General features: G+C 67.1%; 24 protein-coding genes. 15 read left to right on the forward strand and 9 right to left on the reverse strand.

Translation table 11 applies throughout. From position 1 onward, the window contains the following. Window positions 1–31: 31 nt before the first annotated feature. Window positions 32–1,078, reverse strand: coding sequence for an AraC family transcriptional regulator (locus BDO18943_RS13495; RefSeq protein WP_175022677.1), 1,047 nt, complete (start codon window positions 1,076–1,078; stop codon window positions 32–34). 94 nt (window positions 1,079–1,172) lie between these two features. Between BDO18943_RS13495 and BDO18943_RS13500 the strand changes: the two genes are divergently transcribed. Together BDO18943_RS13500 and BDO18943_RS13505 are read left to right on the forward strand one after the other, a co-directional pair. Continuing rightward, entirely contained in the window at window positions 1,173–2,192 is a 1,020-nt protein-coding gene (locus BDO18943_RS13500; RefSeq protein ID WP_175022707.1) for a sterol desaturase family protein, read from the forward strand. Between the two features lie 36 nt (window positions 2,193–2,228). Continuing rightward, window positions 2,229–2,963, forward strand: coding sequence for an alanyl-tRNA editing protein (locus BDO18943_RS13505; RefSeq protein WP_175022678.1), 735 nt, complete (start codon window positions 2,229–2,231; stop codon window positions 2,961–2,963). Between the two features lie 87 nt (window positions 2,964–3,050). Here BDO18943_RS13505 and BDO18943_RS13510 read toward each other — a convergent pair whose 3' ends face one another. Continuing rightward, window positions 3,051–3,485 carry an HAD family hydrolase gene (locus tag BDO18943_RS13510; protein WP_174929877.1) on the reverse strand — a complete coding sequence of 145 codons (435 nt, stop codon included), beginning with the start codon at window positions 3,483–3,485 and terminating at the stop codon, window positions 3,051–3,053. A 331-nt stretch (window positions 3,486–3,816) separates the two neighbouring features. Beyond that, window positions 3,817–5,175 carry an NAD(P)/FAD-dependent oxidoreductase gene (locus BDO18943_RS13515; protein WP_175022679.1) on the reverse strand — a complete coding sequence of 453 codons (1,359 nt, stop codon included), beginning with the start codon at window positions 5,173–5,175 and terminating at the stop codon, window positions 3,817–3,819. Window positions 5,176–5,275: 100 nt separating this feature from the next. Between BDO18943_RS13515 and BDO18943_RS13520 the strand changes: the two genes are divergently transcribed. Beyond that, window positions 5,276–6,229: a LysR family transcriptional regulator gene (locus BDO18943_RS13520; protein WP_043178984.1), complete on the forward strand. Its 954-nt coding sequence runs from the start codon at window positions 5,276–5,278 to the stop codon at window positions 6,227–6,229. Between the two features lie 39 nt (window positions 6,230–6,268). On the opposite strand, the gene BDO18943_RS13525 is transcribed toward BDO18943_RS13520, so the two are convergent. After that, window positions 6,269–6,469: a hypothetical protein gene (locus BDO18943_RS13525; RefSeq protein ID WP_175022680.1), complete on the reverse strand. Its 201-nt coding sequence runs from the start codon at window positions 6,467–6,469 to the stop codon at window positions 6,269–6,271. A gap of 194 nt (window positions 6,470–6,663) precedes the next feature. Here BDO18943_RS13525 and BDO18943_RS13530 point away from each other — a divergent pair, with 194 nt between their 5' ends. Together BDO18943_RS13530 and BDO18943_RS13535 are read left to right on the forward strand one after the other, a co-directional pair. Next, a complete protein-coding gene (locus tag BDO18943_RS13530) occupies window positions 6,664–7,581 on the forward strand; it encodes an AraC family transcriptional regulator (protein WP_175022681.1) in 918 nt (305 codons plus the stop codon). A gap of 357 nt (window positions 7,582–7,938) precedes the next feature. Beyond that, entirely contained in the window at window positions 7,939–8,826 is an 888-nt protein-coding gene (locus BDO18943_RS13535) for an NAD(P)H-binding protein (protein WP_175022682.1), read from the forward strand. A gap of 31 nt (window positions 8,827–8,857) precedes the next feature. On the opposite strand, the gene BDO18943_RS13540 is transcribed toward BDO18943_RS13535, so the two are convergent. The 3 genes from BDO18943_RS13540 to BDO18943_RS13550 form a co-directional block, all read right to left on the reverse strand. Beyond that, window positions 8,858–10,060, reverse strand: coding sequence for a benzoate/H(+) symporter BenE family transporter (locus BDO18943_RS13540; RefSeq protein WP_175022683.1), 1,203 nt, complete (start codon window positions 10,058–10,060; stop codon window positions 8,858–8,860). A gap of 152 nt (window positions 10,061–10,212) precedes the next feature. Beyond that, window positions 10,213–10,644 carry a hypothetical protein gene (locus tag BDO18943_RS13545; RefSeq protein WP_175022684.1) on the reverse strand — a complete coding sequence of 144 codons (432 nt, stop codon included), beginning with the start codon at window positions 10,642–10,644 and terminating at the stop codon, window positions 10,213–10,215. Window positions 10,645–10,755: 111 nt separating this feature from the next. Further along, window positions 10,756–11,781 carry a fatty acid desaturase gene (locus tag BDO18943_RS13550; RefSeq protein WP_175022685.1) on the reverse strand — a complete coding sequence of 342 codons (1,026 nt, stop codon included), beginning with the start codon at window positions 11,779–11,781 and terminating at the stop codon, window positions 10,756–10,758. Between the two features lie 301 nt (window positions 11,782–12,082). Here BDO18943_RS13550 and BDO18943_RS13555 point away from each other — a divergent pair, with 301 nt between their 5' ends. Further along, window positions 12,083–12,910 carry a phosphate/phosphite/phosphonate ABC transporter substrate-binding protein gene (locus tag BDO18943_RS13555; RefSeq protein ID WP_175022686.1) on the forward strand — a complete coding sequence of 276 codons (828 nt, stop codon included), beginning with the start codon at window positions 12,083–12,085 and terminating at the stop codon, window positions 12,908–12,910. A 24-nt stretch (window positions 12,911–12,934) separates the two neighbouring features. Here the strand turns inward: BDO18943_RS13555 and BDO18943_RS13560 are convergent, their stop codons facing one another. Both BDO18943_RS13560 and BDO18943_RS13565 read right to left on the reverse strand, forming a co-directional pair. Continuing rightward, window positions 12,935–13,690 (reverse strand): GntR family transcriptional regulator, encoded by a 756-nt coding sequence (locus BDO18943_RS13560; RefSeq protein WP_175022687.1) that lies wholly within the window; start codon window positions 13,688–13,690, stop codon window positions 12,935–12,937. A 1-nt stretch (window position 13,691) separates the two neighbouring features. Then, the gene (locus BDO18943_RS13565) at window positions 13,692–15,380 is read right to left on the reverse strand and encodes a sigma-54-dependent Fis family transcriptional regulator (RefSeq protein WP_175022688.1); all 1,689 of its coding nucleotides are present in this window, start codon (window positions 15,378–15,380) and stop codon (window positions 13,692–13,694) included. A 304-nt stretch (window positions 15,381–15,684) separates the two neighbouring features. Between BDO18943_RS13565 and BDO18943_RS13570 the strand changes: the two genes are divergently transcribed. From BDO18943_RS13570 to BDO18943_RS13610, 9 genes are all read left to right on the forward strand, one after another. Next, window positions 15,685–15,897 carry a phenol hydroxylase subunit gene (locus tag BDO18943_RS13570; RefSeq protein WP_043179277.1) on the forward strand — a complete coding sequence of 71 codons (213 nt, stop codon included), beginning with the start codon at window positions 15,685–15,687 and terminating at the stop codon, window positions 15,895–15,897. A gap of 16 nt (window positions 15,898–15,913) precedes the next feature. Next, window positions 15,914–16,909 carry a ferritin family protein gene (locus tag BDO18943_RS13575; RefSeq protein WP_175022689.1) on the forward strand — a complete coding sequence of 332 codons (996 nt, stop codon included), beginning with the start codon at window positions 15,914–15,916 and terminating at the stop codon, window positions 16,907–16,909. Window positions 16,910–16,944: 35 nt separating this feature from the next. Then, window positions 16,945–17,214, forward strand: a complete 270-nt coding sequence (locus BDO18943_RS13580; RefSeq protein WP_043178963.1) for an MmoB/DmpM family protein — start codon at window positions 16,945–16,947, stop codon at window positions 17,212–17,214. Between the two features lie 38 nt (window positions 17,215–17,252). Then, window positions 17,253–18,803, forward strand: a complete 1,551-nt coding sequence (locus tag BDO18943_RS13585; RefSeq protein WP_175022690.1) for an aromatic/alkene/methane monooxygenase hydroxylase/oxygenase subunit alpha — start codon at window positions 17,253–17,255, stop codon at window positions 18,801–18,803. Between the two features lie 80 nt (window positions 18,804–18,883). Continuing rightward, entirely contained in the window at window positions 18,884–19,240 is a 357-nt protein-coding gene (locus BDO18943_RS13590) for a phenol hydroxylase subunit P4 (protein WP_175022691.1), read from the forward strand. Window positions 19,241–19,265: 25 nt separating this feature from the next. Continuing rightward, window positions 19,266–20,330 carry an NADH:ubiquinone reductase (Na(+)-transporting) subunit F gene (locus BDO18943_RS13595; protein ID WP_175022692.1) on the forward strand — a complete coding sequence of 355 codons (1,065 nt, stop codon included), beginning with the start codon at window positions 19,266–19,268 and terminating at the stop codon, window positions 20,328–20,330. Between the two features lies 1 nt (window position 20,331). Beyond that, the gene (locus BDO18943_RS13600; RefSeq protein WP_175022693.1) at window positions 20,332–20,688 is read left to right on the forward strand and encodes a 2Fe-2S iron-sulfur cluster-binding protein; all 357 of its coding nucleotides are present in this window, start codon (window positions 20,332–20,334) and stop codon (window positions 20,686–20,688) included. Between the two features lie 18 nt (window positions 20,689–20,706). Beyond that, window positions 20,707–21,651, forward strand: a complete 945-nt coding sequence (locus tag BDO18943_RS13605) for a catechol 2,3-dioxygenase (RefSeq protein WP_043178953.1) — start codon at window positions 20,707–20,709, stop codon at window positions 21,649–21,651. A gap of 22 nt (window positions 21,652–21,673) precedes the next feature. After that, a complete protein-coding gene (locus tag BDO18943_RS13610; RefSeq protein ID WP_051889702.1) occupies window positions 21,674–22,123 on the forward strand; it encodes a GlcG/HbpS family heme-binding protein in 450 nt (149 codons plus the stop codon). The last annotated feature ends 53 nt before the right edge of the window (window positions 22,124–22,176 follow it).

Here is a 22,176-nt window from a genome sequence, read left to right on the forward strand (position 1 = left end):
AGTTCGTCGGCGGCATGGTGGCGCGCCGCGCTCAGCCGCGCGCGACGTTCGCCGCTCGCGCAGGTTGCCGGCTGCGCCACTGCTGCGGCGATTCGCCGGTCCAGCGTCGAAAGGCGCGCGTAAAGGCGCTGTGTTCCGAATAGCCGAGCAGCCACGCGACTTCCGCGAGCGTCAGCCGCGGATCGTTCAGGTGGTCGATCGCGAGCCGCCGCCGCGTGTCCTCGCGCAGTATCCGGAAGTTGAGCCCGAGTTCGGCAAGCCGCCGATGCAGCGTGCGCGACGACACGTGCAGATCCGACGCGATCTGTTCGATGCTCGCTTCGCCTTGCGTCAGCAGGCGCGCGACGGCTTCGCGTACCGACTGTTCGAGATCGTCCGTCTGCCGCAGCTCGGCAAGCAGCGCGCTCGCCTGACGTTCCATCATCTGCAGCAGCGCGTCGTCCGGTTGGCGCAGCGGCTGCGTGAGCAGGTGCAACGGGAACGCGAGCCGGTTCGCCGGCTGGCCGAACCGCACCGGGCAGCCGAAGTAATCGGCATACGGCTGCTCGTTGGCGGGCGACGGGTGTACGAAGCAGACTTCGTCGGGCCCGTGACGCGTGCCGGTGATATTGCGCGCGAACTGGACGATGGCCGTCAGCGCGACTTCATCGACGAGCGGGCCGAGCGGCTCGGGTGCGTCGTGCCATTCGATCGCGACTGAGGTTGCTTCGACCCGCACTTCCATGCGCGCGACGTTCGCGATCAGGTGTTCGTATTGCTGCCAGCGTGCGAGGGCGGCGCCGGCATCGCGGCACGCATGCAGCGCGTAGCCGAGCGCACCGAGGTGGGCGGGCGTGATCCGCTGGCCGACGTGCAGGCCGAGCAGCGGATCGTCGAGCGCGCGCACCGCGCATTCGAGGAGGCGCCGCCAGTGCGCGCTCGCGTACAGCGTGAGCCCGCGATCGTCCTCGGGCGGCCGCGCCTCGCCGAGCACGCGCGCGGCATCCTTGCCTTGCTCGGACAGATAGTCGAACAGCAGTCGCACGTAGGTGCTCGAGTAGTAGACGCGCTGCGTCGATAGCGGGGAGGCGGCGGGCATGGCGGAAAGTGTCAAGTAATCGTCCGCAAGTGTCAACGCGGGGCGACCCGTGCGTGACCATACTGCCGGTCAGTTCTTGATCGAGGCCGCGAACATGCCGACCGAGTTGATGACGTGGCTCCACGCGTTCCTGGGGAACGACGTGGACTGGAAGCAGGTGCTGCTGATCGGCATGACGCCGGTCTTCCTGATCGCGTTCGCGATCGAATACGCGGTGATGACCGGGCGCGGCCGTCGCGAGCCGTTTCGCTGGAAGGAGATTGTCGCGAACCTGTCGCTCGGCGCCGGCTATCAGGTGGCCGAGACCGTGATGGGGCTCCTGTTCACGGGCGCGATCTTCGCGTGGGTTTACCGGCACCGCTGGTTCGACGTGCCGGTGAACGGCTTCACGATCGTGCCGATCTTCGTCGTCGTGGAGTTCTGCTACTACTGGTTTCACCGCACGTCGCACCGCGTGCGCTGGTTCTGGGCCGCGCACGTGCCGCATCACAGCGGTGAAGTGATGAACTTCACGACGGCGATGCGGCAGTCGTTGCTGAACGCGTTCGTCGGCGTGTTCGTGTTCTATCTGCCGCCGGTCTGGTTCGGCATCCCGCCCGCTGTCGTGCTGTTCCTGCTCGCCGTCGATCTCGCGTACCAGTACTTCGTGCATACCGAAGCGATCGGGCGGCTGCCGCGCTGGTACGAATATGTGTTCGACACGCCGTCGAACCACCGCGCGCATCATGGCCGCAATCCGCGTTACATCGACAAGAATTACGGCGGCGTGCTGATCATCTTCGATCGCCTGTTCGGCACGTATGTCGAGGAAACGGAGCCGGTCGACTACGGGATCACGCAGCAGATTCGTTCGTATAACTTCCTGGTGCTGAACCTGCACGAATTCGTCGACATGTGGCGCGACGTGTTCGCGCCCGGGTCCGTCCTGCAGCGGCTGAGACATCTGTGGATGCCACCCGAGTGGGAGCGGCCGGGGCATCGGCCGATTCATACGTGGAGTGTCGAGCGCAAGGGCGAGGACGCGACTGCGGCAGCAGCGCGCGCCGCGCCTGACGAGGCGGCGCTGGTGCCAGGGCGCAAGATCGTACAAGCCACCCGCACGCGATCCGGCTAACCTGCGTGCTTTCCTCGGCGAAAGGCACGGCGGGCAATGACGAAGAAAGTATTCTGGGACGATCCGTACCGGACCACGCTGGATACCGTCGTGAGCCACGTCGACGGCGCTCGCGTGCGGGTGGACGCGACCATCTTCTTTGCGTTTTCGGGCGGGCAGGAAAGCGACGCGGGGTCGCTCGGCGGCTATCCGGTCGTCCAGGCCGACAAGCAGGGCCTCGATATCGTCTATACGCTGCCGCACGATCATTCGCTGCGCGTCGGCGATCGTGTGACCTGGTGCATCGACTGGACGCGGCGGTACCGGCTGATGCGTCTGCACTTTGCGGCCGAAATGGTGTTGCAGCTGGTCTATCGGCTCAGGCCCGGCATCGAGCGCATCGGTGCGCATATCGGGCAGGACAAGGCGCGCATCGACTTCGCGAGCGACACGAGCGTGGCGCCGTTGTTTCCCGAGATCGAATCGGCCGCGGCCGATCTGTCTAAGCGCGACCTGCGCATCGCGACCGACTTCAGCGATGTCGACACGCAACGCCGATACTGGACGGTCGACGGCTTCTCGACGATGGCGTGCGGCGGCACGCACCCGGCCTCGACCGGCGAGATCGGCATGCTGACGCTCAAGCGCAGGAATACCGGAAAGGGCAAGGAGCGGATCGAAGTGATGCTGGTCGAGCCGGAGAGGGCCGGCGGGCAGCGGGGCGATGCGGATTCGCGTCGTCCCGTCTCCGTGAAAGATCGGTCAAGCCCGGAAGGGGGCAAGCGACTTTGACGGAGGAATGTCCCGATTCGGTCGGGCAACCGTCGGATTGCCGCCGGATCGTGGACGGCCGGACGTAGCCGGCCGGTTTGACGGCGTTCAGTGCAGGCCGGCCGATGCGATCGAGCGCACGGTGTCGGTGATGTTCACGCAGCGCGACAGGCCGAAATGCTCGGCTTCGCGGCGCTCCGGTTCGCTGCTCGCGATCGCCACCGCGCGTTCGGGCGGCACGCCGAGTGCCTGCAGCGCGACGTCGAAGGGATGCTGGTTTGATCCGGAGTCCTTCTGATTGGCGTCCGTGACGACGACCGAGAAGCGGTCGAGGTTCGCGCGGCCGAACTGGCCTTCGAACATGTCGCTGAGCCGAGCGGCCGGCAGCGTCGTGACGAGACCGAGTCGATATCCTTCTTCCGATGCTCGGTCGAGCCACTGGATGATCGCGTCGCGTTGATGGCGCGATTCGTGCGAGTCCGGTGTTGCTTCGATTTGCGCGAATGCTGCGTCGAGACGGGTGACGATGGCTTCGATAACCACGGTGATTCCTCTTCAGAGACGTGATGATCCGTTCGCCGACGGGAATGCCACACACCTTAGCGTCGATCCGGAAAACGCGACTAATTAATATTTTTATCCGACCCATACGATTCGGCTAATGAATCGGGTGGCGAGCCAAGGTGGGCGCGGGATGCGTGTCGCACGTCGTATTCCGCGCGAACGGCATCGTATCGACGGTCTTCGATGTGATGCACCAGATTCGCGCACGCAGTGAATGCGTCGCACCGTGCATGTGCATCCAAAAAAACGGCATACCGAGCGATGCACGCCCGATATGCCGTCTTGCGATGCTGCGCGCGAACCGGCGCGATCAGTGCAGCTTGATCGACGGCTGGTTGCGGCTCTGCAGCCAGTGGCTCAGCGACTGGAACAGCGCGCGCTTCACGCCGACCACGCTGAACAGGTGCTTGCGATACAGGAACTTGTACAGCCCTATCGCGGCGAGCCCGTCGACGATCAGCGAGCGCGAGCGCCCGCGGAGGTCGGCCTGGTACACGGCGCCCGCATGCCCGAGCGACACGACAGTGCCCGCATCGTGGAACGTGAAGCCAGCCACCGGCTTGCCGACGACGCGGCGCGCGAACGCGTTGACCAGGTACACGGCCTGCTGGTATGCGACCTGCGCGCGCGGCGGCAGGAAGCCGCTCGCGCCGGCCGTCGGGCATGCGGCGCAGTCGCCGAACGCATACACGTGCGGGTCGTCCGGCGTCTGCAGCGTATCGGTCACGATCACCTGGTTCGAACGATTGAGCACGATGTCGCCGATCTCCCGCAGGATCGCGGGGCCCGCCACGCCGGCCGCCCAGATCGTGATGTCGCTTGCGAGCCGTTCGCCGGTCGCGGTCGTCACGGCGTCCGCGCTGACTTCGGCCACGCGTGTATCGGTCAGCACGTCGACGTTCAGCACGCGAAGCTGCGCGTGCATCTTGCCGGACAGCCGCTCGTCAAGCGCCGGCAGGATGCGCGGGCCGCCTTCGATCAGCCGGATGTGCACGTCGCGCGCGGACACCAGTGCCTTGAAGCGGTACGTCGTCAGCTGCTGGATCGCGTGCCGCAGCGCGGCGGCCAGCTCGACACCCGTCGCGCCCGCGCCGATCACGTTGATGCAGATCGGCGCCGCGCGCTGCGCGGGCTGCTGCTCGGCCAGGTGATTCGCCTTCGTGCACGCCGCGAGGAACTTCCGGCGGAAATCCTCGGCCTGGTCGAGGTTTTCGAGCGGCAGTGCATGGCGCGCCGCGCCCGGCACATTGAAGAAGTTCGTCACGCTGCCGACGGCGAGCACGAGGTCGTCATAGCCGAGCTCGCGCTGCGGCAGGATCTCCGTGCCGTCCGCGTCCTGCACGGCCGCGATCGTCGCCGTGCGTGCGGCGCGGTCCACCCGCTGCAGTGCGCCCTGCACGAAACGGAACCCGTGGCGCTTCGCTTGCGCCGCGTATTCGATCGTGTGGGACGCCGGGTCGCGATGGCCCGATGCGGCTTCGTGCAGCAGCGGCTTCCAGAAGTGCGTCGGATAGCGGTCGACGAGCACGACTTCGGCTTGCCCACGGCGTCCGACGGTATCGCCGAGACGCGTGGCGAGGTGCAGGCCGCCGGCGCCGCCGCCGACGATCACGATGCGCGGCAGGCGCGGTGCGCGGTCCGTTGCAAGGTTGGGCGTGGTGTTGTCCATGGTGGGCTCCCGCTAGATGACGATTCGGATGACATTGCTCAAGAACCGACGATATAGTTTCGAACCCACTCGAACAATTTAATGTTTATAAGCGACTCATATGTATTCACTTATAGGAAAGACCGCGACGTTTCGGCAACTGAAGGCGCTGGACATGATTGCGCGGCTCGGCAGCGTGTCGCGGGCGGCCGAGGAGCTGAACCTGACGCAGCCGGCCGTGTCGCTGCAGGTTCGCCTGCTCGAGGAGGCCGTGGGCGCCGCGTTGCTGCAGCGGGTGGGGCGCGGCGTGCAGCTGACCGCGGCCGGCGAGATCGTGTCGCGCTATGCGCGCGAGATCCTGCATCTGTGGACCGAGGCCGGCGACGAAGTGGCCGCGTTGACGGGCGATCTGGGCGGCACGCTGCGGATCGGCGCGATCACGACGGCCGAATACCTGATTCCGCCACTGCTCGTGAAATTCACCGCGACGCGTCCGCATGTGAAGACGTACTTCAAGGTCGGCAATCGCGACGACATCATCCGCATGCTCGCGACGCATGAAATCGATCTCGCGGTGATGGGCAGCGCGCCGAAGGAGCTGCGCACTCATGCGGTCGAGTTCGCGAAACATCCGATGGTGTTCGTCGCGGCGCCCGGCCATCCGCTGATGCAGCGCAAGCGCGTCGCGCTGAAGGATCTCGAATCCGCGCACCTGCTTGTGCGCGAACGCGGCGCGGGCACGCGCTCGACCGTCGAGAGCCTGTTCAAGACGGCCGGCTACCGCTTCCATGTGGGCTCCGAACTGTCGAGCAACGAGGCCATCAAGCAGATGGCCGAAGCCGGGCTCGGCATTGCGTTCCTGTCGTTGCACGCGTGTGCACTCGAACTGCGCGCGGGGCTGCTCGGGCAACTGCCGTTCCCCGGCAACCCGATCGAGCGCGAATGGTATGTGGTCACGCTCGCCGACCGGCGGATCTCGCAGGTCACGGGGCTGTTCCGGGATTTCCTGATCAAGCAGGGCGCACCGGTGATCGACGGCGCGACGGTGGCGCCGCACGAGCGGCGGCGCAAGTAGGCGGCGTACCGGGTCGAACGACGCCGGCCGCGTGGCCGGTCAGACGAGCCCGAAATCGTCGTTGCTGTCGGGGATCGACGCGAGCAGTCGTTCGAGCCGGTACCAGCCGACGATGCGCAGGCACCAGGCGGCGATCGTGGCGCGGTCGTTGCGGGAGCGGGGGCCGGATGACGGGCGGGGAGCGGCGGAAGGCGAGGACGCAGTGAGCGCGACGCGTTGCGCAAGGCACGGATGGGGCATGACGGTCTCCGTAGGTGTCGGATGGGGCCATCGTAAGCGGCGCCGCGCCCGCCGGCGCACACGGAAGGATGGCCCTGAGCAGAAACGGATGATCTTTTTCTGCTTGGCCCGGGCGTGCTCCCGGCAGGCCCGGCAGGCGGCCCGAAAACGCGTCACAATGCGCGTTCGACATCCCCATCCACGGGAGGAAGGCCATGAGCGATGCGATTCTCGCGGCGCCGACGGACAACGGCGTCCCGGTCAGCCTGCGCACCAGCCGCGGGCTCGGCTGGCAGGGCTTCGGCGCGTCGCTGCTGGAGATTCGCGCGGGCACCTACCGGATTCCGGCGGCCGACCATCACCGGATCGGCGTGCATATCGGGCCGCCCGTCCGCGCGGATTGCGTGTGCGACGGCGAGCGCGTGTCGCGCATCCAGGCGCATGGCGACGTCGACGTGATTCCGGCCGGCTTGCCCGGCCAGTGGACCGACAGCGCCGACTGCCGGATCCTCCATATCGCACTCACCGATACGTTCGTGCGGCGGACCGTCGAACAGCTCGAGCTGAAGCCGTCGCAGGGGCAGATCCGCCGCCGGCTGCAGGTGCGCGATCCGCGCCTGCAGCACATCGCGTGGGCGATGGCCGCCGAACTCGAAGCGGAAGACGCGTCGGATCCGCTCTATGCGGAAAGCCTGTGTACGGCGCTCGTCGCGCGGCTGGTCGACGGCCAGCCGGCGTTTCGCGAGCGCCGCCGCACCCTCGCGCCGAAAGCGGCCGCGCGCGTGATCGACTATGTCGAAGCGAACCTCGACCAGCGCATGACGCTGACCGAACTCGCGGCGCTCGTGTCGATCAGCGTGCCGCATTTCAAGGTGCTGTTCCGCGAAACGCTCGGGATGCCCGTGCACCAGTACGTCGTGCGGCGCCGGGTCGAGCGCGCGAAGGCGTTGTTGCTCGAAGGCCGGCTCAGCATCAGCCAGGTCGCGCTCGAAGCCGGGTTTGCACACCAGAGCCACATGGCGAACTGGATGAATCGCGTGCTGGGTGCGACGCCGACCGAGATTGCGCGGTCGGGCGAGCGGGGCGGGCTGCGGCTGGCTTATGACGGCGCGGGCAGCGGGGGTGGGGCATAGCGGAGCGATGGCGCCGCGCCGGATATGCGTTGTCGCTTCGGATCTCGGGGCCATTGTCCAGCAGGCTGTTGGACAATGACCGCGTTCGTCCTCGTCCAGAAAGCGCTGCACCGTCCTCGGTCTCGACGGGCCTCCTGAAGCGCAGCGCCTTGGGCGTGAGCGGCTCATCCCTCGCCAGTGTGTCGTTGCCCGCCATCGGCGGACCGCAGGACTCGAAGCGACTAGCAAGGCGGCGGACGATTCGCATGGCCGCCGCCCAATCCATCATCCTTTCCTGCTGGTTTCATCCCTCCCTGCGCGCCGTTCCCTCCGCCCAACCCGACAATCACCCCACCTTCACCCCCTCAGGAACGAATCGTGTTCGTGATCTTCGGTGCATCCGGCAACGTCGGCCAGTCGACCGTGACGGCCTTGCGCAATGCCGGCCATCCCGTGCGCGCGGTGTTGCGCGACGCACGCCATCGTGAACGTTTCGCGCAGCTCGGCTGCGACGTCGTGATCGCCGAGCTGACGGACGCGAACACGATCGCATCGGCGATCGACGGCGCGCGGGCCGTGCAGATACTGTGCCCGGTACCCGTCGCCGACCCCGATCCGGCCGCGACGATGACGCGGACGATCGATGTCGCGACCGCCGCGCTCGCCGCCAACCCGCCGCCGGTGCTGCTCGCGCTGTCGGACTACGGCGCGGAGCGCGACGGCAATACGGGCATCACCCGCCTGTTTCATGACTTCGAGGAACGGCTGAAGGCGATCCCGACACACCTGACGCTGCTGCGTTCGGCCGAGCATCTGCAGAACTGGTCGCGCATCCTGCCGGTCGCGCTCGGCACGGGCGTGCTGCCGAGCTTTCATCATCCGGTCGACAAGGTGTTCCCGACGGTCTGGGCGCCGGATGTGGGCGTCGTCGCGGCGCGGCTGTTGCTCGATGCGCCCGGAGGCGGTAACGGGCCGCGCATCGTCAGTGTCGAAGGGCCGCGGCGGGTGAGCGTGACCGCGATTGCCGATACGCTCGGCGCAGCGGCCGGCCGGGCAATCGTCGCGCATGAACTGCCGCGCGACACCTGGGCCGCGACGCTGCTGCGCGCGGGCCTCAGCGAACGCCATGCGCAGTTGATCGTCGATCTGTACGACGTGCACAACGCGGGGCAGATCGACGTCGAGGACGGTGTGTCGGAGCGGCTTTACGGGACGACGACGCCGACTGACGCACTCGCGCAACTGGTGCGCCAGCACGCGCGGTAGTGGCGGTGGCAGTGGCGACTGGTGTTGCGCATCACGCCGGTCGCCGCACCTTGTTCAGTACCGCATACGAAAGCGATCCGATCACGATTCCCCAGAACGCGGAGCCGAGCCCGAGCCACGTCATGCCCGACGCGGTCGCAAGGAACGTGATCAGCGACGCCTCGCGGTGGTTCTCGTCCTCGAAGATCCCGTGCACGTTCGCGCCGATCGCGCCGATCAGCGCGAGCCCCGCGAGGATCGCGACGAATGCCTTCGGCAGCGCGAAGAACACCGTGACGATCGTGCCCGCGAACAGCCCGCCGATCAGGTAGATCGCCCCGTTCGCGAGTCCGGCGATGTAGCGCCGGTCCGGATCCTCGTGCGCGTCCTTGCCGGTGCACAGCGCGGCCGTGATCGCCGCGACGACGATCGTGATTCCGCCGAAGCACGCGACCGCGAGCGACATCACGCTGGTCACCGTGATGATCGGCCGCGCGGGGGTGTGATAGCCGGACACCCGCAGGATCGTCATGCCCGGCAGGAACTGGCCGGTGAGGCTGACGACGACGAGCGGCAGCGCGAGGCTGAGCGTCGTGCCGAGCGTCCATTCGGGCGCGATGAAGATCGGGTGCGCGAGGCTCGCGGACACGTTGCCGAGATGCGTCATCCCGAGCAGCGTCGCGAGCGCGGCGCCCGTGAGCAGCACGAGCACGATGCTGTAGCGCGGCAGCAGGCGCCTGAAGATCACGTAGGCCGCGATCATCCCGAACGCGAGCGCGGGCTGCTCCGACGCGGCGGCGAACGCATGCGTGCCGAACGGCAGCAGGATGCCGGCCATCATCCCGCACGCGATACCGCGCGGAATATGGCGGACGAGCCGGTCGAAATAGCCGGTCACGCCGATCAGCAGGATGATCAGCGCGGCCGTGAGGTACGCGCCGACGGCCTGGTTGAGCGTCAGTTGCGGAAACAGGCCGACGAGCAGCGCGGTGCCGGGCGCCGACCACGCGGTGATGATCGGCACCTTCAGCTTCCAGCTCGCGAACAGGCCCGATACGCCCGCGCCGATCGAGATCGCCCAGACCCACGACGACACCATCGCGTCGGACACATGGGCGGCCTGTGCGGCCTGGAAGAAGATCGCGAGCGGGCCTGCATAGGAAATCAGCACCGCGAGAAAGCCCGCGGTAATCGCGGAAACGGACCAGTCGTTGCCGATCACGCGGATCGTGCCGGGCGGGGTGTTCGGTTGCATCGTCGTGGGGAAGTGCGGCGCGCGGCCGGGGGCAGAGCCGGGGCGAATGATTGTTGGAAGCCCCGGACGAGCCGTCATTCTGGGCATTGCCGACGCAATTGGCAATGCGCGGGTGCGAGCGGGGTCGTCGGTGTTTTGTAAGGTTTCGGCCGTTAGCGAGCCGGATCGACGGAGATCGAATCGACTTGCTCCACGACCTTGACCGCCTGTGTCAGATCGCCTTCGAGCGTGCGACCGTGGCTGTCGTAAAAGATCTGGGTCGTGTAGATCGTCAGCGTGGCGGGAATCGGCTTGCCGTGATCGCGCCAGTCGACGGGCACCGTGTAGGGGCCGATTCTCGCGCCGGACAAGCCGGGAATCGCTGCACCCGAGATGCGAATGCCGACCGCGGCGCCGCGCATCTCGAAGGTTGCCAGGACGAAGCGCTCCAGCGCCGGCTTGTTGCGGAACAGGGGCAGGATGTCGTCGCGGAATCCGACCGTGCCTTCCGCGAATCCGGTCAGTGGAAGCAGGGTCAGCAGCAGGGCCGCCAGGACGCGCCGGATCCCGTTACGCGTGCGTGATGTCGATTCTGGTGCATGCATGCTTGACGTTTCCTCCTGCCGGATGTCCGTGGCCCGTTTTCCCGGTGAAGACTGTACCGGAAGAGGCGGGGTCGGCGCGTTTTCGCCGCGGCGACGAGGATCGCTCCGGGGTCACGTACTGACCTGCAACACCTCGTCGACCACCGCCACCTTCACGCCACGCCCCGTCGACAACGACGCCGTGCCCTGCTCGAACGGATGCACGGGCGTATCGGTCGGCGTCCACGCATGGCGCGCCAGCAGTTCGCGATACCCGCCACGAATCACGAAGCCGCCGCATTTCTCCGCATACGCGTCGCGGCGCATCCGGTACGCGCGCGGCAGGTCGTACCACGGCAGCTTCGGCAGGTCGTGATGGACGAGATGGTAGTTGTTGTTGAGATACAGCAGCCGCATCGCGAAGCCGGCTTCATTGATCGCGATGCGGGCCTTCGGATGGGGCGCGGCGCGGTGCTCGTACAGCGAGCGGATCATCGCGATCGACAACGCGGGCCACGTGATCACGAGCAGGTAATACCACCACGGGATGCCGATCGCCCATTGCAGCCACGCGAGCAGCGCAACCACGCAGGCGACGTGCGTCGCCCACATCGGCAGATACCGGAAATCGCCGCGCCGGAACGCGGCAAATGCGTCGACGCCCATCGCGGCGATGCTCAGCGGCGGCCCGGCGACGAATCGACCGACGAAGGTCTTGCGTGCGAGCGTCAGCACGCGGCGCCAGCGCGGTAGCCGTGCCCAGTGCTCGCGCGTGACGTAATTCGTTTCGGGATCGACGCCCGGCACGGTCAGGTCTTCGTCGCGATGATGGTCGAGATGCGTGTCGCGATACAGCGTGTACGGATACCAGACCGTCAGCGGCGGATAGCCGAGCAGCTTGTTCACACGCGCGGAGCGCGTCGGGTGGCCGTGCAGCAGTTCGTGCTGCAGCGACAGGTGCCATGCGCCGAGCAGGATCAGCGGCGCCGTCGCGGCCGCGAGCGACAGGGTGCCGTCGCGCACGAGCAGCAGCACGGCGAGCCAGCCGCCGTAGATCACGACGACCAGCAGCCAGGTCGGCCACTCGGTGCGGGCGGTGAAGCGGGTGTCGAGCGCGGCGATCGCACGCGCGTGGTCGACGTCGAAGTATTCGGCCATGGCGTTGAGGCGGGATTGAACGGGCGGTGCGGGGAACGCGCGGTTGAACCGGCAAGCTCGGCCCGGGTGCGCAGGTGTCTCGCGGATCACGGTCGGCCTGTCCGGCATCACGCGCGGTGGCGATGCGCGAGCAGGCATCAGGACGGTACCGGGATCGCACCGCGCGGCCAACCAATCGATTCGGATTTGCTTATCGTCGCGGGGCCGATAAGCTTCGGGCGTGCCGCGCCACGTTCAGCCCCTGTTTTGGCGCGATCGAACCGGGTTCCGCTACGCGAGCGTCGATGCGTAGAATGCCCGCATGAGCTCATGGATCGCCGCCCTGCCGATGTACAACGTGACGCCGCGCCACGACGCACTGTGGCGCGCACTGCTGCGCGATGCACTCGATGCGTTCGCAAACGCGGGCGGGCCCGCCGCCGATGTCACGCTTCCCGATGAATCCTTCGACGATCTTCACGCGCTGTGGCGGCGCGACGATCTGCTGCTGTCGCAGACCTGCGGCTACCCGTACCGGATGCTGGGCTTGCGCGATGTCGTGCGATTGATCGCGACACCCTTGTTCGACGCGGACGGCTGCGACGGCGCGCACTACAGCAGCGTGCTGGTCGTGTCGGCACGTGCGCATGCGGCCGGCGCGACGACGCTCGCCGCATGCCGGGGGCTGCGGGCCGCATTCAACGGTCGAGATTCACACAGCGGGATGAACGCGCTCCGGCATGCGGTCGCGCCGCATGCGCGCGACGGACGATTCTTCGGATCGGTGGCGGCGTTCGGCTCGCACCTGAACGTACTGCGTGCGCTGGCTTCGGGCGACGCCGATTGCGCAGCGATCGACTGCGTGACGTTCGCATACGTGAGGGATGCACTGCCCGAATTGCGGGAGGACCTCCGGATCGTCGGGATGACGGCATCCGCGCCGGGGTTGCCGTTCATCGCATCGCGAGCACTCCAAGACACACAGGTCGCTGCATTGCAGGATGCACTCGATCACGCCGTGACGGCCGATGCGGAACGGGCGCGCGTGTTGCGGCTGAAGGGATTCGAACGGCTGTCGCCAGCCGACTACGACACGATTGCGCGGTTCGAGCAGCAGGCGGCCGCGCACGGTTATCCCGCGCTGGCCTGAGCGCTGCGAGCGCGCGTTGAAGCGCTAGAACGGCAGCGTGCCGGGCGGCGCGTTGCGCACGACGGCGAGCGTCGTGCCGATATGGTCTTCGAGCGCGAGCGCCGCGCGCGCATCCGCGCGCCGCATCGCGGCGTCGAACAGGCACTTGTGCTCCGCATGCACGTCGCGTTTCGAATCGCCGAGCCCGATGCACACGCGCCGGTAACGTTCGCTTTGCTGCGACAGCATGCGCAGGATCAGATAGGTCCACGGCGTCGCGGCTGCCGAGATCAGCGCTTCGTGAAAGCGCCGGTTGCACGCTTCCCACGCGGTCCGGTGTTCGATCGATACCGGCTGCTCCCAGGCCGACAGCATCTCGAAGCTCTGCCTCACCCGGTGTTCCCACGCATCGTCGCCGCGCCGCACGGATTCGCGCAGCGCATCGACCTCGATATGGATGCGCAGCCGCGTAATCGCTTCGAGATCGTCGACCGACATCGGCGTGACGCGAAACCCGCGCTGCCCTTCGGCGACGACCAGCGCATCGCTGACCAGCCGCGTGAGCGCCTCGCGCAGCGTGCCCGCGCCGACGCCGTACACGTTCTTCAGATGCTCGACGCGCAGCTTCGCGCCGGGCGGGTAGTGCCCCTCGATGATGTGCTGGCGAAGCTGGTGGTACGCATGCTCGCTGAGCGTGCGGGCATGCGGTTCGACTGCGTCGTCGGCGGCCGGCTCGATCGCAGGCGCGGAGTCGTCGGGCAGCGCGTCGGCGAACGGGTGGGCGGGCAGGATGGTGTTCATTTCACGCGTCCTCCGAATCCTGTTTGCGGTTGAGGCGATAGCTGAGCTGCGCGCGCGTCAGCCCGAGCAGGCGGGCGGCGGCCGACAGGTTGCCGTTCGCGCGATCGACGGCCTCGTGTAGCAGCGCGCGCTCGAGGCCGTCGAGCCCGCCGCCACCCTGCAACTGGTCGAGGATCGTCGCGCAGTCGATCGATAGCGCGGCGGCCGGCTTGATCTGCCCCGCACGATCGACGCTCGCGCCGCCGGGCAGCCCGACGCCGGGGAACAGGTCTTTCGCGTCGACCGGCCGGTTCGGACGCGACAGGATCACTGCACGCTCGATCAGGTTCTCGAGCTCGCGCACGTTGCCGGGCCACCGGTAGCCGCGCAGCGCGTCGTACGCATAGTCGGTCAGCGTGGGCGCCGGCTTGCCGTGCAGCGACGCGAAGCGTTCCAGCATCGCGTCGGCGAGCAGCGCGATGTCGTCCTGCCGGTCGCGCAGCGGCGGAATCAGCACCGGGTAGACGTTGATCCGGTAGTAGAGGTCGGCGCGGAAGGTGCCGTCGCGCACGGCCTGTTCGAGATCCCGGTTGGTCGCCGCAACGACGCGCACATCCACCTTCCTGCCGTCGGTCGCGCCGAGCCGTTCGACCTCGCCTTCCTGAAGCACGCGCAGCAGCTTGGCCTGCACGTCGAGCGGCAGCTCGCCGATTTCGTCGAGGAACAGCGTGCCGCCGTTCGCGCGCTCGAAGCGCCCGGCACGCGCGACCTGCGAGCCCGTGAAGGCGCCTTTCTCCGCGCCGAACAGTTCCGACTCGATCAGCGCGTGCGGAATGGCCGCGCAGTTGATCGCGACGAACGGCTTGGCGGCGCGCGGGCTGAGGCTATGCAGTGCGCGCGCAAAGCGCTCCTTGCCGACGCCCGTCTCTCCCGTGAGCAGGACGGCCACCTTGGTCGGCGCGGCCGTCTCGAGCAGTGCATAGGCGGCGCGAAACGCATCGGAGCGTCCGACGAGCCGCGTGCGGCCATCGTCGGGTGCGATCTCGAGGCGCAGCGACTCGACCTCGGTCTGCAGGTCGCGGATGGTGTTGATCAGCGAATCGGCCTTGAACCACGACGAGATTTCCTCGGCGTCGGGCCATTCCTCGGCCGGCTTGCCGACGATCGTGCAGTGCGGGTCGTGCATGCCGACGCAGCTCGTTTCCTTGAACAGGATCGTCCGGCCGATGAAGGCGCTCGTATAGCCGGTCGCATAACCGATCAGCATCCAGCACACCGGCTCGGGCTGCGGCCCGAACGTGCGGCGGTGCACGTCGGCCTCCCATGAATGTTCCCAGCGGTATTCGCAATAGAACGCGCCCGTCGCGGGATCGGCCTCGAAGCGCAGCGGCGTGACCTGCACGGCGCCTTCGAGCATGTGCAGCTGCGGGCCGACATGGAACATGTCGAACAGCGACGCGCCGCTGCGGATCTCGCGGGCGAGCGCGGCGTCCCGTTCGCCGGCGGCGAAGCCGACGCGCGTGAAGAACCGCCGCGTCTGCGCCGGCCCGACGCTTTCCATCAGCTCCTGGCGCAGCGTCGCCAGCGCGCCGGCATGGAGCAGCACCATCCGCTGTCCGGCGAGCCAGATGCGGCCGTCGCTCGCCGAAAAATGGATCAATTTGCGCAGGTCGGTGTCCGGCGGCAAGGGGGGCAGGCTGGGCCGCGTCATGTCTCCTCCGTCGAGATTTCTCGTGATTTTCGAAATTTCCGCAAGCGGCGCCCCAACCCGGGCAACCGTTTGATCATTTCATCAAATGCGTGCTGCCGGGTTGCTCAAATGATGAAGAGGGCCGCCGAATCAGGCGTTTGGCGCAGTGGCTCGGGCGCGTTTTCCCTTCTGGTTAACCGCCATTGTGGATCGCGAATTTGAACTTTGCGTCAGGGCTTTCCCTGAATTATCGAGATTTTTTGCGGAACCGGCCGCGCGTGGCACGGATGCTGCATTGAAGGACGGCATGGAGGCGACACCGATCATGAATCCAACCGACACCGATCTTTCCCCACTCGACCCGGGCCGCAAGTGCGTCCGTGTCACCGGTACGAACCCACGCGGCTTCGTCGAATTCGAGTTGTCGATCGGCGGTGCGCCGGAGCTGTGCGTCGAACTGACGTTGCCTCCTGCCGCCTTCGACGCGTTCTGCCGCGAACAGCAGGTCACGCGGCTGGACGTCGAAGCGAACCCATGACCTTGAGGAGCAAGAAGTGACCATCGAGCTGAAGACAGTCGACATCAAGCCGCTCCGGCACACCTTTGCGCACGTGGCGCAGAACATCGGCGGCGACAAGACGGCGACGCGCTACCAGGAAGGCATGATGGGGGCGCAGCCCCAGGCGAACTTCCATTACCGCCCGACGTGGGATCCCGATTACGAGATCTTCGATGCGTCGCGTTCGGCGATCCGGATGGCGAACTGGTACGCGCTGAAGGACCCGCGCCAGTTCTACTACGCGTCGTGGGCGACCACGCGGGCGCGCCAGCAGGACACGATGGAAGCGAACTTCGAGTTCGTCGAGTCGCGCCGGATGATCGGCCTGATGCGCGACGACGTCGCCGCGCACGCGCTCGACGTGCTGGTGCCGCTGCGCCATGCGGCCTGGGGCGCGAACATGAACAACGCGCAGGTCTGCGCGCTCGGCTACGGCACCGTGTTCACGGCGCCCGCGATGTTTCATGCGATGGACAACCTCGGGGTCGCGCAGTACCTCACGCGGCTCGCGCTCGCGATGGCCGAGCCCGACGTGCTCGACACCGCCAAGGCGGCGTGGACGACCGGCGCCGCGTGGCAGCCGCTGCGGCGTTATGTCGAGGACACGCTGGTGATTGCCGATCCGGTCGAACTGTTCGTCGCGCAGAACCTGGCGCTCGACGGGCTGCTGTACCCGCTCGTGTACGACCGCTTCGTCGATGAACGAATCGCGCTCGCGGGCGGCACGGCGGTGGCGATGCTGACCGCGTTCATGCCCGAATGGCACACCGAATCGAACCGCTGGATCGATGCCGTCGTGAAGACGATGGCGTCGGAATCCGACGACAACCGCGCGCTGCTGGCACGCTGGACGCGCGACTGGTCCGCGCGGGCCGACGCGGCGCTCGCGCCGGTGGCGGCGCTGGCGCTGCAGGACGACGGCCGCGCCGCGCTCGACGAAGTGCGGGAACAGTTCCACGCGCGTGTCGCGAAGCTCGGCCTCGCGCTCTGACGCCGGGCCGCCCACCTTTCATCCAGGAAACCAGCATGTCCAACGTATTCATCGCCTTCCAGGCCAATGAGGAGTCCAGACCGATCGTCGAGGCGATCGTCGCCGACAACCCGCTCGCGGTGGTGGTCGAGTCGCCCGGCATGGTCAAGATCGATTCGCCCGACCGGTTGACGATCCGCCGCGAAACGATCGAGGAACTGACCGGCACGCGCTTCGACCTGCAGCAGCTTCAGGTGAACCTGATCACGCTGTCCGGCCACATCGACGAGGACGACGACCAGTTCACGCTGAGCTGGTCGCACTGAACGCCGCGCCACGCGCACCGACAACACCGGAGACACGAATGGACACGCCAACGCTCAAGAAAAAACTCGGCCTGAAGGACCGCTACGCGGCGATGACGCGCGGCCTCGGCTGGGAGACGACCTACCAGCCGATGGACAAAGTCTTCCCGTACGATCGCTACGAGGGCATCAAGATCCACGACTGGGACAAGTGGGTCGACCCGTTTCGCCTGACGATGGACGCGTACTGGAAATACCAGGGCGAGAAGGAAAAGAAGCTGTACGCGGTGATCGACGCGTTCACGCAGAACAACGCGTTCCTCGGCGTGACCGATGCGCGCTACATCAACGCGCTGAAGCTGTTCATCCAGGGCGTGACGCCGCTCGAATACCTCGCGCATCGCGGCTTCGCGCACGTCGGCCGGCACTTCACCGGCGAGGGCGCGCGCATCGCGTGCCAGATGCAGTCGATAGACGAATTGCGGCACTACCAGACCGAAACGCACGCGATGTCGACGTACAACAAGTTCTTCAACGGGTTCCATCACTCGAACCACTGGTTCGACCGCGTCTGGTACCTGTCGGTGCCGAAGTCGTTCTTCGAGGATGCGTACTCGTCGGGGCCGTTCGAATTCCTGACCGCCGTGAGCTTCTCGTTCGAATACGTGCTGACGAACCTGCTGTTCGTGCCGTTCATGTCGGGCGCGGCCTACAACGGCGACATGTCGACCGTCACGTTCGGCTTCTCCGCGCAGTCCGACGAATCGCGCCACATGACGCTCGGCATCGAGTGCATCAAGTTCCTGCTCGAACAGGATCCGGACAACGTGCCGATCGTGCAGCGCTGGATCGACAAGTGGTTCTGGCGCGGTTACCGGCTGCTGACGCTCGTCGCGATGATGATGGACTACATGCAGCCGAAGCGCGTGATGAGCTGGCGCGAGTCGTGGGAAATGTACGCGGAGCAGAACGGCGGCGCGCTGTTCAAGGATCTCGCGCGCTACGGCATCCGCGAGCCGAAGGGCTGGCAGGACGCATGCGAAGGCAAGGACCACATCAGCCACCAGGCATGGTCGACGTTCTACGGCTTCAACGCGGCGTCCGCGTTCCACACGTGGGTGCCGGCCGAGGACGAGATGGCGTGGCTGTCCGCGAAGTATCCCGACTCGTTCGACCGCTACTACCGCCCGCGCTTCGACCACTGGGGCGAACAGGCGAAGGCCGGCAACCGCTTCTACATGAAGACGCTGCCGATGCTGTGCCAGACCTGCCAGATCCCGATGCTGTTCACCGAGCCCGGCAACCCGCGAAAGATCGGCGCGCGCGAATCGAACTACCTCGGCAACAAGTTCCATTTCTGCAGCGATCACTGCAGGGAAATCTTCGATCACGAACCGCAGAAGTACGTGCAGGCGTGGCTGCCCGTGCACCAGATCCACCAGGGCAACTGCTTCCCGCCCGATGCGGACCCGAGCGCCGAAGGCTTCGATCCGCTCGCCGCCGTACTCGATTACTACGCGGTGGGCATGGGCCGCGACAACCTCGATTTCGAAGGCTCGGAAGACCAGAAGAACTTCGCGGCATGGCGTGGCCAGGCCACGAGTAACTGATCGATACGCAACACCTACGCAACCTTGAACGAGACCGGCGCGCGCGCGAACGCGCGAACGCCGGCCGACAGGAGACAAGCATGGCCGTCATCGCGCTCAAACCCTATGACTTCCCGATCAAGGACGCGGTCGGGAAGTTTCCGGCACCGCTGCTCTACGTGTGCTGGGAAGACCACCTGATGTTTCCGGCGCCGTTCTGCCTGCCGCTGCCGCCGGACCTGCCGTTCGGCGCGCTCGCGCGCGACGTGCTGCCGCCCGTCTACGGCTACCACCCGGACTTCGCGAAGATCGACTGGGATCGCGTCGAGTGGTTCCGCTCGGGCGAGCCGTGGGCGCCGGACGCGGCGAAGAGCCTGGCCGGCAACGGCCTCGGGCACAAGGACCTGATCAGCTTCCGCACGCCGGGCCTCGACGGCCTTGGCGGCGCGAGCTTCTGACCGCGACGCGGACGGGCGAACCATCATGAGCCACCAACTAACCATCGAGCCGCTGGGCGTCACGATCGAGGTCGAGGAAGGACAGACGATGCTCGACGCGGCGCTGCGCCAGGGCATCTACATTCCGCACGCGTGCTGTCACGGGCTGTGCGGCACCTGCAAGGTCGCGGTGCTCGACGGCGAGACCGACCTCGGCGACGCGAACCCGTTCGCGCTGATGGACTTCGAGCGCGAGGAAGGCAAGGCGCTCGCGTGCTGCGCGACGCTGCAGGCCGACACCGTGATCGAGGCCGACGTCGACGAGGAGCCCGACGCGGAGATCATCCCCGTCAAGGACTTCGCGGCGGACGTCACGCGCATCGACGCGCTCACGCCGACCATCAAGTCGATCCGCCTGAAGCTGTCGCAGCCGATCCATTTCCAGGCCGGCCAGTACGTGCAGCTCGAGATTCCGGGGCTCGGGCAAAGCCGCGCCTTCTCGATCGCGAATTCACCGGCCGACGTGGCCGCGACCGGCGAGATCGAGCTGAACGTCAGGCAGGTGCCGGGCGGGCTCGGCACCGGTTACCTGCACGAGCAGCTGGCGACCGGCGACCGCGTGCGGCTGTCGGGCCCGTACGGCCGCTTCTTCGTGCGCCGCTCGGCCGCGTTGCCGATGATCTTCATGGCCGGCGGATCGGGCCTGTCGAGCCCGCGCTCGATGATCGCGGACCTGCTCGCGAGCGGCGTCACCGCGTCGATCACGCTGGTCTACGGCCAGCGCAACGCGAAGGAACTCTATTACCACGACGAATTTCGTGCGCTCGCCGAGCGTTACCCGAACTTCACGTACGTGCCGGCGCTGTCCGAAGGGGCGGCCGATACCGGCGGCGGAATCGCGCAGGGGTTCGTGCACGACGTCGCGAATGCTCATTTCGACGGCGACTTCTCGGGTCATCAGGCGTACCTGTGCGGGCCCCCCGCGATGATCGACGCATGCATCACCGCGCTGATGAAGGGCCGCCTGTTCGAGCGCGACATCTATCACGAGAAGTTCATCTCGGCGGCCGACGCGCAACAGACGCGCAGCCCGCTGTTCCGGCGGGTGTGACATGGACGCGGGCCGCGTGTGCGCCACGGTGACGATCGCGCAGACCGACGAGCGCTATGCGTGCGCGTCCGGCGAATCGTTGCTGGCCGGGATGGCGAAGCTCGGCCGGCGCGGCATTCCGGTCGGGTGCCTGAACGGCGGGTGCGGCGTGTGCAAGGTGCGCGTGCTGCGCGGCGCGGTGCACCGGCTTGGGCCGACCAGCCGCGCGCACGTAAGCGCCGACGAGGAGCGCGACGGCTATGCGCTCGCGTGCCGCGTCGCGCCGGACGGCGACGTCGAGCTGGAAGTGGCGGGCCGGCTGAAAAAGCCGTTTTTCTGCGGCTCGGCGTGCGCCGGGACGCCGGATTTCAACAAGTAACCAAGGAGGAGACTCACCATGGGTGTGATGCGTATTGGTCATGTCAATCTGAAGGTGATGGACATGGAGGCGGCATTGCGTCACTACATCCGCGTGCTCGGCATGCAGGAGACGATGCGCGACGCGGCCGGCAACGTCTACCTGAAATGCTGGGACGAATGGGACCGGTATTCGCTGATCCTGTCGCCGTCCGATCAGGCGGGGCTCAAGCATGCGGCCTACAAGGTCGAGCACGACGCCGATCTCGACGCGTTGCAGCAGCGTATCGAGGCGTACGGCATCCCGACGGAGATGTTGCCGGAGGGCGCGTTGCCGGCGGTGGGCCGCCAGTTGCGCTTCCTGCTGCCGAGCGGGCACGAGTTGCGCCTGTTCGCGAAGAAGGAGCTGGTCGGCACCGCGGTCGGGTCGCTGAATCCCGATCCGTGGCCCGACGACATTCCGGGCTCGGCCGTGCACTGGCTCGACCACTGCCTGCTGATGTGCGAGCTGAACCCGGAGGCCGGCGTGAACCGCGTCGAGGAGAACACGCGCTTCATGGCCGAGTGCCTCGACTTCCACCTGGCCGAGCAGGTCATGGTCGGCCCGGGCAACACGATCCAGGCCGCGACGTGGATGTTCCGCAGCTCGACGCCCCACGACATCGCGTTCGTCGGCGGCCCGCGCAACGGGCTGCATCACATCGCGTTCTTCCTCGACGACTGGGCCGACGTGCTGAAGTCGGCCGACGTGATGGCGAAGAACAAGGTGAAGATCGACGTCGCCCCCACGCGGCACGGCATCACGCGCGGCACGACCATCTATTTCTTCGATCCGAGCGGCAACCGCAACGAAACCTTCGCGGGGCTCGGCTATCTCGCGCAGCCCGACCGCCCGGTCACGACGTGGACCGAGGACGAACTCGGGCGCGGGATTTTCTTCCATTCCGGTGAACTGAACGAAGCGTTCACGACCGTCTACACCTGACCCGCGCAAGGAGCACAGCGTCATGGCTTGCAACGATTCGACCCGCAGCGTCGTCACGCGCACGATCGACTGGCCCGCCGCGTCGCGCGCCGCACAGGCGGCGGCAGAGGCCGCCGAGCGGCTCGGCGTGCGCGTGAACGTCGCCGTCGTCGATGCGGCCGGCCTGCTCGCGGCATTCGTGCGAATGCCTGGCGCGCCGCTGCATTCGATCGACATCGCGATCGACAAGGCGTACACGGCCGCGAGCTTCGGCTTGCCGACCGGTGCGTGGCACGACGCGCTGGCCGCGCATTCGGCGGCCGTGCGGCAGGGGCTCGTGTTGCGCCCGCGCTTCGTCGCGTTCGGCGGCGGGCTGCCGATCGTCGACGACGGTGTGCTGATCGGCGGCATCGGCGTGTCGGGCGGCAGCGAGGCACAGGACGAACGCTGCGCCCGCGCGGGCCTCGACGCGGCCGGCTTCGGCGGCGGGTGACGGGCGACAGGCGAAACACGGCATGCGGCGCGCGGACGTTCTTTACGAAGGTC

The sequence above is a fragment of the Burkholderia aenigmatica genome (genome assembly GCF_902499175.1).
Classification (GTDB): Bacteria; Pseudomonadota; Gammaproteobacteria; order Burkholderiales; family Burkholderiaceae; genus Burkholderia; species Burkholderia aenigmatica.